At 73.5% G+C, this 11,936-nt stretch carries 13 protein-coding genes; 6 read left to right on the top strand and 7 right to left on the bottom strand.

Features of this window, described 5'->3' with window-relative positions; translation table 11 throughout:
- Nucleotides 1-14: 14 nt before the first annotated feature.
- Entirely contained in the window at nt 15-566 is a 552-nt protein-coding gene (locus E1212_RS05435; protein WP_131980121.1) for a hypothetical protein, read from the bottom strand.
- A 196-nt stretch (nt 567-762) separates the two neighbouring features.
- On the opposite strand from E1212_RS05435, the gene E1212_RS05430 reads away from it, so the two are divergent.
- Complete coding sequence (locus E1212_RS05430; protein WP_131980119.1) at nt 763-1,542, top strand: ABC transporter ATP-binding protein; 780 nt, start codon at nt 763-765, stop codon at nt 1,540-1,542.
- A complete protein-coding gene (locus tag E1212_RS05425) occupies nt 1,539-2,906 on the top strand; it encodes an FtsX-like permease family protein (RefSeq protein WP_131980117.1) in 1,368 nt (455 codons plus the stop codon). Before E1212_RS05430 ends, E1212_RS05425 begins: the two co-directional genes overlap by 4 nt.
- Before the next feature lie 360 nt (nt 2,907-3,266).
- Here the strand turns inward: E1212_RS05425 and E1212_RS05420 are convergent, their stop codons facing one another.
- Nucleotides 3,267-4,580 (bottom strand): formimidoylglutamate deiminase, encoded by a 1,314-nt coding sequence (locus E1212_RS05420; RefSeq protein WP_131980115.1) that lies wholly within the window; start codon nt 4,578-4,580, stop codon nt 3,267-3,269.
- Entirely contained in the window at nt 4,577-5,743 is a 1,167-nt protein-coding gene (locus tag E1212_RS05415; protein ID WP_203416436.1) for an allantoate amidohydrolase, read from the bottom strand. The genes E1212_RS05420 and E1212_RS05415 overlap by 4 nt, the downstream gene beginning before the upstream one ends.
- A gap of 59 nt (nt 5,744-5,802) precedes the next feature.
- Here E1212_RS05415 and E1212_RS05410 point away from each other — a divergent pair, with 59 nt between their 5' ends.
- Together E1212_RS05410 and E1212_RS05405 are read left to right on the top strand one after the other, a co-directional pair.
- Nucleotides 5,803-6,579: a DUF72 domain-containing protein gene (locus tag E1212_RS05410; RefSeq protein ID WP_131980178.1), complete on the top strand. Its 777-nt coding sequence runs from the start codon at nt 5,803-5,805 to the stop codon at nt 6,577-6,579.
- A gap of 16 nt (nt 6,580-6,595) precedes the next feature.
- Entirely contained in the window at nt 6,596-7,348 is a 753-nt protein-coding gene (locus tag E1212_RS05405; protein ID WP_162605329.1) for an endonuclease/exonuclease/phosphatase family protein, read from the top strand.
- Nucleotides 7,349-7,354: 6 nt separating this feature from the next.
- On the opposite strand, the gene E1212_RS05400 is transcribed toward E1212_RS05405, so the two are convergent.
- Complete coding sequence (locus E1212_RS05400) at nt 7,355-7,831, bottom strand: Fur family transcriptional regulator (protein WP_131980111.1); 477 nt, start codon at nt 7,829-7,831, stop codon at nt 7,355-7,357.
- Between the two features lie 109 nt (nt 7,832-7,940).
- Nucleotides 7,941-8,651 carry a TetR/AcrR family transcriptional regulator gene (locus tag E1212_RS05395; RefSeq protein ID WP_203416432.1) on the bottom strand — a complete coding sequence of 237 codons (711 nt, stop codon included), beginning with the start codon at nt 8,649-8,651 and terminating at the stop codon, nt 7,941-7,943.
- A 135-nt stretch (nt 8,652-8,786) separates the two neighbouring features.
- Here E1212_RS05395 and E1212_RS05390 point away from each other — a divergent pair, with 135 nt between their 5' ends.
- Together E1212_RS05390 and E1212_RS05385 are read left to right on the top strand one after the other, a co-directional pair.
- Nucleotides 8,787-9,185, top strand: a complete 399-nt coding sequence (locus E1212_RS05390) for a VOC family protein (protein WP_131980109.1) — start codon at nt 8,787-8,789, stop codon at nt 9,183-9,185.
- Between the two features lie 134 nt (nt 9,186-9,319).
- Nucleotides 9,320-10,732 carry an MFS transporter gene (locus tag E1212_RS05385; RefSeq protein WP_131980107.1) on the top strand — a complete coding sequence of 471 codons (1,413 nt, stop codon included), beginning with the start codon at nt 9,320-9,322 and terminating at the stop codon, nt 10,730-10,732.
- 65 nt (nt 10,733-10,797) lie between these two features.
- Here E1212_RS05385 and E1212_RS31270 read toward each other — a convergent pair whose 3' ends face one another.
- Together E1212_RS31270 and E1212_RS05375 are read right to left on the bottom strand one after the other, a co-directional pair.
- Complete coding sequence (locus E1212_RS31270; RefSeq protein ID WP_162605328.1) at nt 10,798-11,202, bottom strand: DUF2716 domain-containing protein; 405 nt, start codon at nt 11,200-11,202, stop codon at nt 10,798-10,800.
- 17 nt (nt 11,203-11,219) lie between these two features.
- Nucleotides 11,220-11,879 carry a TetR/AcrR family transcriptional regulator gene (locus tag E1212_RS05375; protein WP_162605327.1) on the bottom strand — a complete coding sequence of 220 codons (660 nt, stop codon included), beginning with the start codon at nt 11,877-11,879 and terminating at the stop codon, nt 11,220-11,222.
- Nucleotides 11,880-11,936: the final 57 nt, after the last annotated feature.

Below are 11,936 nucleotides of genomic sequence, written 5' to 3'. Positions count from 1 at the left end.
CCCCGTGTGGTCGATCAGCCCAGAACCGGCAGCGCCGGCGGGCCCCTCCACGGTGTCGAGCGGACGAGCAGGACGCCGTGCGGCGTCGACGTGACCCGGGCGCCGTCGGGAACCCGCACGGGCCCCGCGACCAGCACCGGCGACGCGAGCAGTTCGCGCACCCGCGTGAGCAGCACCGTCGCCGACAGCGCGGCCAGCGACCACGCGACGTTCTCGGCCCCGGCCAGCAGCAGCGTCATCGCCGCCGCCGACAGCACGTGCGCGAGCACCATGCCCGGCGACGGGACGGCGGACATCGGCGCCTCGTGGTGGCCGTGGAACGTCAGCAGGACATGCAGCACCGGCTGGGTGAAGACCAGCATGGCCGCGATCTCGGCGACCGAGCGCCGCCGATCGGCCAGCGCCACGCAGGCGACGCAGAGCAGCAGAGCGACGGCGAGGAAGCCGGGCTCCGTCGTGACGTCGCCCCCGGCGGCCGCATGGGCCACCGTCGGGAGCAGCAGGCAGGCCACGGACATGACCAGGCCGCGCGCCACGCGCGCCCGTCCACGACCGAGTCCCGACACGCCGTCACTGTATCGAGGAGGTCAAGACGTGGGGCGATTCCCTTCCCTCGTGGGACTCGACGCTGCCTGGACCTCGCGGTCGCCCTGGGGTTACCCCCACCCCAGCTGGGGAGTCTGCTCCATCGTGCCGGGCCGCACCTGATTCCTAGCGTTCTCGTAGGCGCGAACGACGCTCCACGAGACACAGGAGACAGACATGGCTGGGCAAGACATCACCCGGGCCGGCGAGGCCCTGCGGCTGGTCCAGGTCAGCAAGACCTACGGCAGCGGCGATCATCCGGTCCGGGCGCTGGACGACGTGTCCGTCAGTCTGGCCGCCGGCACCTTCACCGCGATCATGGGGCCCTCGGGCTCCGGGAAGAGCACGTTCCTGCAGTGCGCGGCCGGGCTCGACCAGCCCACCGAGGGCAGGGTGTTCATCGACGGCGCGGAGCTGACGGGCGGGAGCGAGACCAAGGTGACGAAGTTCCGCCGTCAGCGCATCGGCTTCATCTTCCAGCAGTTCAACCTGCTGCCGACGCTGACGGTCCTGCAGAACGTGACCCTGCCGCTGCGGCTGGCCGGCAAGAAGGCGGACCGGAAGCGGGCGATCGAGATCCTGGGCCGGGTGGGGCTGCGCGAGCGCATCGACCACCGTCCGGCGGAGCTCTCCGGCGGCCAGCAGCAACGGGTCGCCATCGCCCGCGCTCTGGTCACGAACCCGAGCGTGATCTTCGCCGACGAGCCGACCGGCGCACTCGACAGCCGAAGTGCGCGGAACGTGCTGGCACTGCTGGCCGAGGCGGTGCACGAGTTCGGCCAGACGGTGGTCATGGTGACGCACGACCCGGTGGCGGCCTCGTACGCCGACTCGGTGATCTTCCTGGCCGACGGCCGGCTCGCCGGCTCGCTGGACCGGCCGACCGCGGAGGCCGTCGCGGAGCGCATGACCCACCTCGGCGACCAGGTCGCCCCCTATGCGGCTGTGGGTGAATGACGGTGTTCGACCTCGCACTGCGTTCGCTGCGGCATCGCACCGGCGGCTTCGTCGCCAGCTTCCTGTCGATGTTCCTCGGCGCCATCGTGATCATGTCGTTCGCGGCGATGTTCGACACGGCGGGCGGCGCGGGCGTCGACGCCGTGAGCGAGGAGACGCTGATCACCATGGCCTCGGTAGTGGGCGGCTGGGGTCTGGTGATCGTGCTGTTCGCGGTGATCTCGACGATGACGCTGTCGGTGCGGCAGCGGGCCGGTGAGATGGCGCTGCTGAAGAGCGTCGGGGCGACCCCCTTCCAGGTCGGCCGGATGATCGTCGGCGAGACCCTGGTCGTCGCCGTCGCCGCGTCGCTGCTGGCGCTCCCGCTCGCCGCGGGCGGCGGCTGGTTCCTGCTCGAGATGCTGCAGGAGACCGGCCAGGTCGCCGACGGCGTCGGCTACGCGTTCGGCTCGGCGGCCCTGTCGATCGGCATCGGCGTGACGTTGCTCGCGTCGGTCGGCGGCGCGGCCGTGGCCGCCCGCCGGGCGGTGCGCATGCGGGCGACCGAGGCCATGACGGCGGCCTCGATCGAGACCGGCCGCATGAGCCGCAAGCGCGTCATCGCGGCGATCGTGTTCCTCGCGGCCGGCCTCAACTGCGGCATCCTGACCGCGACGCTCTTCGACGGCAAGGGCATCGACGCAATGCAGACGGCGGGGCAGGCGTCGATCTGGTTCTCGATCGGGCTGGCGCTACTCGGGCCGGTCCTGGTGCGCCCGGTGACGGCAGCGCTGGCCGGCCCGCTGCGGCTGGTCGGCGGCGCCGGCGGCTACCTGGCGGTCGAGAACGTGCGCCGCCGGACGCAGCAGATGGCCGGCGCCCTGATGCCGATCATCCTGTTCACCGGCATCGCGACCGGCACGCTGTACATGCAGAGCATCGAGAACGGCGCGCCCCCGGCGGCCGGCTCGTCCATCCCGCCGGACGAGGCGCAGGCCATCGAGACGCTGAACTTCGTGGTGGTCGGGATGCTGTCGGTGTTCGCCGCCATCATGGTGATCAACACGCTGGTCGCGGCCACCACCTACCGGCGTCGCGAGTTCGGCCAGCAGCGGCTGGTCGGCTCCACGCCGCCCCAGGTGCTGGGCATGGTCGGCATGGAGGGCGTCGTTCTGGCCGCCGCGGGCGTGCTGTTCGGGTCGATCGGCTCGATCGTGACGGTGTTCCCGTACAGCCTGGCACGCACCGGCGAGCTGCTGCCGGACACCACCCTGGCCATCTATCTCGGCATCGTCTCGGTCGCCGCGACGCTGACGCTGGCGTCGTGCCTCGGCGCGGCCCGCAAGGCGATCCGGGTGCCCGCGGTGCAGGCGGTCGCCGTGTGAGTCCAGGCGTTGGGCATCGGAGTGTGCCGGCCGGGCGGGCGGATAGGCGGACGGCCACGCGGTCGGGTCCACTCGCCGAAGAGGAGTCGGTCAGGGCGCAAGGACCAGAGCGAGCTGCGCCGTCCGCGCAGTCGTCCGGCCGCGGGACGGCGTGTCTTCGCCATGGTGCTGGGAGTTCCGGCCGGGTTCGTCGCGCCGGTGCTCACAGGCCTGCTCGCCGTCAGCGCGGTGTCGCCGGCTACCGGCGCGATCCGTCCCTCGGGCGCCGGGCCGTCGCCGTGGCCGTCGCCGGCACAGTCGCCGGATGCAGCTGGTTCCACGGGATCCGGGCCGGCACGTTCCTCGAACTCCGGTGACAGTTCACCGCCAGAGCGGGGCGACGGCGCGTGCCAGCAGGCTCGCTACGTCGCCTCGTTCGTGTGTTCCGTCCTGGACCACGACCCGGCCGCCGGTGACGACGGTGTCGACGTCGGCGCCGCCGGCGGCCAGGACCACCTGGGCGGGGTCGGCGCCGGCGGTGCGGACCGTGTCGGTGCGGACGGCGACCAGGTCGGCCGCCGCTCCCGGCGCGAGGCGGCCGTTGCCGGGCCAGCCGAGCGCGGCGTGCCCGGCCTCGGTCAGCGCGGTGACCAGGGTCGACGGAGCGAATGCGCCGCGTTCGCCGGTGCGCAGCCGTTCGTGGTGCTCGAGCAGCCGGGCCTCCAGCAGCAGGTCGACGACGGCGTGCTGGTCGCTGCCGACGCACAGCGGCGACCCGGCGGCGCGCAGCGGGCCGGTGGGCGCCAGGCCGTCGGCGAGGTCCTGCTCGGTGGTCGGGCAGGCGCAGACCGACGCCCCCGCGGCACCGAGCAGCGCGACGTCGCCCGCGGTGACGTGGTTGGCGTGCACCGCCGTGGTGCGGGCGGTGAGCGCGCCGTGGTCGGCCAGCAGCCGCGCCGGTGTGCGGCCATAGGCGGTGACGGCGGCCTGGTTCTCGGCCGGCTGCTCGGACAGGTGCACGTGCAGCGGCGCGTCACGCTCGTGCGCCCAGGCGGCGACGGTGCCGAGCGCGGCCGGCGGCACGGCGCGCACGGAGTGGATCGCGGCCCCGACCCGGGTGTTCTCGTCCGCTGCCAACCGGGCCGCCCGCTCGGCCCAGGCGTCGGCCGTCGGGTCGCCGAAGCGCAGCTGGACGCCGTCGAGCGGGCGCCCGATGCCGCCCTCGAGGTAGCAGGTGTCGAGCAGCGTGAGCCGGACGCCGGCGTCGCGGGCGGCCTGTTGCAGCACCGCGGCCATGGCGTTCGGGTCGGCGTACGGGATGCCGCCGGGGCCGTGGTGCAGGTAGTGGAACTCACCGACCACGCTGACCCCGGCCAGCGCCATCTCGGCGTACGTGGCCAGCGCGAGCTCGTAGTACGTGTCCGGAGTGAGCCGGCCGGCGAGGCTGTACATCGCCTCGCGCCAGGTCCAGAACGAGCCGCGGCCGTCGTGCGTGCGCCCGCGCAGCGCCCGGTGGAACGCGTGCGAGTGGGCGTTGGCGAACCCGGGGAACACCACACCGGGCAGCCGGGTGTCGTCGGCCTGCGGGGCCGACCCCGGCGACACCGCCACGATGACGCCGTCGGCGACCTCGATGCGCACCTCCGGCCGCACGCCGGCGGGGAGCCACGCGTGCGCCGCCCAGAATGCCGTCACCGGGTCAGCTCCGCGAGGACGTCGGCCAGCGCGACGACGCCGGCGTGGCAGTCGGCGGTGTCGGCGTGCTCGGCCGGGGAGTGCGAGACGCCGGTGCGGTTGCGGACGAACAGCATGGCGGTCGGGATGCCGGCGGCGCTGAGGATGCCGGCGTCGTGCCCGGCGCCCGTGGGCAGCAGCGGCGCGTTCCCGAGCACGCCGCTCAGCCGCGCGGCGAGGGCCGGGTCGAACACCGTCGCGGCGGTCCACGACTCACCGACCGGGGCGAAGCGGGCGAGGTCGGCGAGGACGGCGGCGACGGCGTCAGGATCGGCGCCGCGGCAGTCCAGCCAGGCCCTGACCTCGGACGGGATCGCGTTGACGCCGTTGGGGTCGACCTCGACCTTGCCGACGGTGGCCAGCACGCCATGGCGGGCGGCGGCGGCGCGGGCGTCGGCGACCAGCGCGGCGAGCTCGAGCATGGGGTCGTGGCGGTCGGCCAGCGGCGTGGTGCCGGCGTGGTTGGCCTCGCCCGCGAGGGTCACCCGCCAACGCCCGTGCGGCCAGATCTCGGTGGCGACGCCGATGGGTGCGTCGTCGTGGACGAGGGCGCGGCCCTGCTCGACGTGCAGCTCGACGAACGTGCCGACGCGTTCCAGGGCGTCCGGGTCCGGTGCGGGGACCGGGCGGCCCTGGTGCGCCAGCGCGGCACCGAGGCTGACACCGCCGGCGTCGGTGAGGGCGAGCGCGCGGTCGACGGGAAGCGCGCCGGTGAGCAGCCGCGACCCCGCGCAGGCGACGCCGAACCGGGCGCCCTCCTCGTCGCCGAAGTGGGCGATCCCGATGGGGCGTGACGGCGTGTGCCCGCGCTCGTGCAGCAGGTCGACGGCGGCGAAGGCCGACACCACGCCGAGCGGGCCGTCGAACGCGCCGCCGCTGGGCACGGAGTCGAGGTGGCTGCCGGCGACGACGCCCTGGTGGGTGCGGCCGGGCGAGCCCCACCAGGCCCACTGGTTGCCGGCGCGGTCGACGGTGGTGGAGAGGCCACGACGGGCCGCCTCGGCGTCGAACCAGGCGCGCAGATCGGCGTCGGTGTCGGTCCAGGCGAAGCGCCGGTAGCCGCCGCGCGGGTCGCGCCCGACCGGCTCGAGGTCCGCCCACATCGCGTCGAAGCTGGGGGTCATGGGGGTCCACGGTATGCCGCAGGTGTTCGAGCCGCGCACGAATGGGCACTGATCCGACCATGGTGGTGCACGTGGGGACGTCGGGCTGGCAGTACGACTCCTGGCGCGGCGTGCTCTATCCGCGTGGGCTGGCGCAGCGGCGCTGGCTGGAGCGCTACGTCGAGGGCTTCGCCACGGTCGAGAACAACAGCGCCTTCTACCGGCTGCCGAAGCGCGAGACGTTCGAGTCCTGGCGCGAGAGGCTGCCCGACGACGTCGTCATGGCGGTCAAGGCGAGCCGGTACCTCACGCACATCAAGCGGCTGCGCGACCCCGAGGAGCCCGTGCAGCGGTTCCTCGGGGTCGCTGCCGGGCTGGGCCTGCAGCTCGGGCCGGTGTTGATCCAGCTGCCGCCGACCCTGCGGGCCGAGCCGGGGCTGCTGGACCGCTGTCTGTCCTGCTTCCCGCGCGACGTCCGGGTCGCCGTCGAGCCGCGGCACGAGTCGTGGTGGACCGACGAGGTCCGCGCGCTGCTCGAGCGGCACGAGGCGGCGCTGTGCTGGGCCGACCGGCTGGGACGGCCGGTCACACCGCTGTGGCGGACGGCGTCATGGGGGTATGTGCGGTTCCACGAGGGAGCGGCCCACCCGTGGCCGAAGTACGGCGGCCAGGCGCTGCACACGTGGGCCGACCGGCTGGCCGACACCTGGAGCGACGGCCAGGACGTCTACGTCTACTTCAACAACGACCCCGGCGGGGCTGCGCTGCGCGACGCCGACCGGTTCGCCGCCGCGGTCCGCCGGGGCGGCCGCACCACCACGCGCACGCCGTCGGACGCGGACATCGTCCTCCCCTGACCGCTACGCTGCCGCCGTGGAGCAGGGTCTGGTGCTGCGGGTCGCGACGTTCAACATCCGCAACGGCCTGGCCCTCGACTGGCTGAACTCGTGGTGGTTCCGGCGCGGCGCGGCGGTGACGGCGATCCGCTCTCTCGGCGCCGACGTCCTGGGCCTGCAGGAGGTCTACGAGTTCCAGCGCGGCTACCTCGTGCGGAAGCTGCCCGGCCTGCGCTGGCACGGCCAGGGACGCGGCGGCGGCAGGTCGGGTGAGCAGTGCCCGGTCGCCGTCAGCGGCGGCTTCCTCACGGTCCTCGAGCACCGCACCCGCTGGTACGGCGAGACCCCGGACGTCCCCGGCACCCGGCTGCCGGACGCCTCGTTCCCGCGCGTCGCGACGCTGCTCCGCCTGCGCGACCAGCGCACGACCCGGGAGTTCGCCGTCGTCAACACGCACCTCGACGAGCGGCACCCCGCCAACCGCGCCGCCTCCGTCCGCCAGCTCGTGGGCTGGCTCGACCCGGCCGTCCCGGCCGTCGTCATGGGCGACTTCAACGCCGTCCCGGACGACGGCGACGTGATGGGACCGCTGCTCGAGGCCGGGTTCCGGCCGGCCCCGGTGACCGGCGGGACGGTGCACCGCTTCACCGGGACGGCGACCGGACGGCGCATCGACCACATCCTCGCCGGGCCGCAGTGGACCATCGAGGAGGCCGGCGTCGAGCGCGGCCGCCCGGACGGGAAGCTGCCCTCGGACCACTGGCCGGTGCGGGCGACGCTGCGGCTCTGAGCTCCGCTACTGGCAGGTGCGGCAGGTGCCCGAGAGCGCGATGTGCGGCGGGTCGAGCCGGAAGTCGCTCTCGTCGGCGATGCGCCGCTTGATCGGGTCGAGCAGGTCGCTGGGCAGGTCGATGATGCGGCCGCAGACCCGGCAGCTGGCGTGCAGGTGGTCCTCGTGGCCGGTCGCGTCGGCGGCCAGGTGGTAGGTGGTGGCGCTGCCGCCCACGTGCACCTGGGTGACGACGCCGAGCGTGGCCAGCGTCTCGAGGGTGCGATAGACCGTGGCACGGTGCACCGTCGGGTGCAGCTCGCGGACCTGCTCGGAGAGCTGATCGGCGCTGGGATGGCCCTCGATGGTCGCCAGGGCCTCGATGACCGCGTGCCGGGCACCGGTGATGCGGTGCCCGCGTGCGCGGAGGCGGTCCAGCGCGCGCTCGACGGCGGCCTCGTCGTCGTGCGCGTGGCCGCTATGGGCGCTGACGTGGACACTCACCCCTCTAGTGTCACTGCCGAGAACGAGAACCGCCACTCTCCGGGCCCGCCGTGATCGACGGCGTGCCCGACGTGTCCGGCGGCGCCGCAGGCCGACGCCGTCGGCCCCGTCAGCTCGTCCGCTCGGCGATCAGCCGCTCGACGCCGTCGAGGATGAGCCGCAGCCCGAACTCGCGGCCGTTGTCCGGCGGGTCCGGCTCGCCGTCGCGCAGCATGGTGACCAGCACCGGGAACCGGTCCGCGTGCTCCTCGAGCAGGGCGGCCTGCCGGCGGCTGACCCACGGCTGGGTGCCCGCCGTCGACACGGACATGGTGGCCCGCACGTGCCCGCCGAGCATGCGGGCCAGGGCCATGCGCTCGGGCACGCTCAGCCCGGTCTCGGCGAGGATGGCGGCCGACGCCTCCGTCCAGCCGGTCTCGTTGGGGCCCATGACGCGGTCGCCCATGGTCACCCACGGCAGCCACGGATGGGCGTCCCAGGCCTCGCCGAGCAGCCGGACCCAGGCCTCGATGCGCGGGCGCCACGTCCGGCCGGGCAGCTCCGCGACCACCGGCGGGTCGCCCGCGGCGAGGTCGATCATGGCCGCGACCAGCTCGTCCTTGCCCGTGACGTAGCGGTACAACGACATCTTCGTGAAGTCGAGGTCGGCCGCGACCCGCTGCATCGAGACGGCCGCGAGGCCTTCCGCGTCGGCGATGTCGACCGCCGCCTGCGCGATCCGCTCCAGGCTGAGCACCGGCTTGGGTCCTCGTGTCGGGCCGTCGCGCAGCCCCCAGAGCAGCTGAATCGTGCCGTCAGCCGGCACTTCGGAATCGGTCACCACGTGCCCTCACCTCCACAGTGCCTGAACCCTATCAAAATTGAGTCTTGCGGAAACAGTATCTATAGGACACAGTTGGCTTCAGCCGGAAACAGTTGACCGGCGGACACAGATCCCGGAAGGCGAGTGACCCCCATGTCCCGCAAGCTCTTCGTCAACGTGCGCACCACGGACCTCCGCCGGGCGACGGACTTCTACACGTCGCTGGGGTTCACGCTCCAGGAGGACTTCTCCAACGAGCGGGCCGCGTGCTTCGTGGTCAGCGACACGATCTACGTCATGGTCCTGGTCGAGGACTTCTTCGCCGAGTCCGTCGTCAACGGCGTCTCGACCTCGGGGACGCAGACGGTGCTGGCACTCAACGTCGAGACCCGCGAGGAGGTCGACGAGCTGGCCGACAAGGCGCTGGCCGCCGGTGGCGGGAAGGCCAAGGATCCCTTCGACGAGGGCTTCATGTACGGCCGCGGCTTCCTCGACCCCGACGCCAACCACTGGGAGCTGGTCTGGATGGACCCGAACGCCGACTTCTCCTGACGCCGGACCCCCGGGTGCGCGCCGTCCGGGGCGGTGCGCACCCGGCGGACGGCCATGTCGGCCGTTTCGGGTGGCGATGAATTCAGGCGACTTTGTCAGTCCGTACCGGCACAATCGTTCTCGGAGGACCCACGATGAGTGACACGCAGGCCGCAGCCACCGGTCGCCCGGTGCCGCGCGCGCTGACCCCGTTCCGTACGCCGGCCTACCGCCGGCTGGCCATGGCGCTCGTGCTGTCCACGTTCGCCTCCGGCGTCTGGATCGTCGCGCAGGTGTGGGAGGTCATCCGCATCGGCGGTGGTCCGGCCCAGCTCTCGGTCGTCTCCACGGCGTCCGCGATCGGCGTGCTGCTGCCGGCGCTGCTGGCCGGCGTCGTCGCCGACCGCGTCCCGCAGAAGACCATCCTGCTGTGCGTCGCCGCGGTCGAGCTCGGCGGCATGGCGCTGGTCGCCACGCTCTCGCTCATGGACGTCACCCGGCTGTGGCACCTGGCCGTGGTGGCGTTCATCACCGGCGTCGGCATGGCGTTCTACTACCCGGCCTACTCCGCGTGGCTGCCGGCGCTGGTCCCCGAGTCCGACCTCATGGCGGTCAACGGCTTCGAGGGCATGGTCCGGCCCACCATCGGCCAGGCGCTCGGCCCCGCGGTCGCCGGCGCGGTCGTCGGCGCGGCCAGCCCGGGCTCGGCCGTCCTGGTCGCCGCGAGCGCGGCGGCACTCGGGTTGCTGGCGCTGACGGCGGTGCCGAAGACGCCGGTCCGCCGCGAGCTCCCCGCCGAGGCCGTTGCGCACCCCGTCCGCACCGCGTTCGCCGACATGCGCGAGGGCTTCGCCTACATGTGGCGCACGCCGTGGCTGCTCGCCACGCTGCTGTTCGCCAGCGCCATGATCCTCGTGCTCATGGGCCCGCTCGAGGTGCTGACGCCGTTCATCATCAAGGACCGCCTGGGCGGCGGTCCCGGCGACCACGCCTGGGTGCTCGGCGCGTTCGGCATCGGCGGCGCGGTCGGCTCGCTGGTCATGGCCTCCATGAAGATGCCGAGGCGCTACCTCACCTGGATGAACCTCATGTGGGGCGTCGGCTGCCTGCCGATGATCGCCATCGGGTTCGCCGGGTCCGTGTCGGTGGTCATCGCGTCGGCGTTCGTGCTCGGCGTGCTGTTCTCCGCGCCCATGGTCATCTGGGGCACGCTGCTGCAGCGCCGCGTCCCGCCGGCCCTGCTCGGCCGGGTCGCCAGCCTCGACTTCTTCGTCTCCATCTCGCTGATGCCGATCTCCATGGCCGTCGCCGGCCCGGTGTCGCAGGCGATCGGCCTCCGGGCCACGTTCATCATCGCCGGCGTGGTCCCGGTCATCGTCGCCGTCGTGGCGATCATCTGGGCCAAGCTCCCGGCCGACGAGCTCGCCCACCCGCTGCGCGACGACGAGCCCGGCCCCGGTCCCGGCGGTGGTGACGGCGACGGCGGCCCGGTGGCGGCGGCGGTCGACCCGGACGAGCCGCTCGGCCCGGCCGCCGAGCGTCTCGACCCCGTCGTCGACCCCGCCTGACAGCTGGGCTCGCGCCCATGATCATCGGCGATCGGCCACGTCAGGACGGGGTGGATCGCCGATGATCACGGGTATCCACAGAGTTCACGGTCGCCGCCGGGGAACGGCTCGACGCGCCAGGGCTCCCCGAGCCGCTCCTGCCGGTGCGGCCAGAACCAACGAGCCACGTGCTGCCTGTCGAGGACGTCCAGCCGGGTCCCCTCGGCGAACGCCTCCGTGAACGCGTCGAGGACCAGCCGCCGGCGGCGGTCTTCTCCAGGTCGAAGCCGCGGGCGTCGCGCGCGATGACCGGTGACAGGGCGAAGACCGGTGACCGGGCGACGGTCGCCGAGGCCGCCGGATCCACGACGGCCGGCCGGGTCACCGGATTTATCCGGGCGGCATCGGTACTGCCGGTCGAACGCCGACCAGATTCGGTCGGGGTCGGCGATCCGCTCCCAGGCCTCGTTGTCCCAGCCCGTCCTGCTCACTCGGGTGACCCCAGCTGTCAGTCGGCGTCGTTCTGCGGGAGCAGGGCGTGGATGAGGGTGTCGCCGATCCAGCGCTCGTACTCGTCGTGTGTCCAGCCTCGGGCCAGGACGAACGCGTCGTAGCCGGCCTGCGCGCAGACGGTCCAGATGATGTCGGCCGCGCGGTCGGCGGGCACGTCCGGCCGCAGCGCCCCGCGCGACTCCAGCAGGCCGGCGAACCGGCGCAGCCCCGCGTGCCGGAACTCCGCCTGCTGGGTGCGCAGCGCCTCCAGCACCTCGTCGGTCGCGGCGGCCGCGTCGAGGACCCGCAGCAGCGGCCCGACCCGGCTCCAGATGCCCGGCTGCGTCGCCGCGTACATCCGCAGCTGCCGCCGCGGGTCGGGCTCGTCGATGATCCGCCGGATCGCGGGCCGTTCCTCGACCGGCACGTCCGCGCGTTCCACCCCGCCCGCGACGGCCGCCAGGACGGCCGCCTCGAGCAGGCCGGCCTTGCCCGTCGCCGAGCGGTAGACCGTCTCGACCGCGACGCCCGCCTCGGCGGCGATGCGCGGGATCGTCGCCCGCGCATAGCCCAGCTCGACGAAGACGCGGCCGGCCGCCTCGACGATGCGGGTCCGGGTCTCGGCGGCGCGGGCGCGGCGGCTGGTCGAGTCGTAGCGACGCTTGGGTCTTGCCATCTCCGACATTGAGGAGAATGATACTGTCACGAATTCATGCTGAACCGGCCGACACGC

This window comes from Jiangella ureilytica (assembly GCF_004348545.1).
Classification (GTDB): domain Bacteria; phylum Actinomycetota; class Actinomycetes; order Jiangellales; family Jiangellaceae; genus Jiangella; species Jiangella ureilytica.
This window is presented reverse-complemented; position numbering and strand designations above follow the sequence as displayed.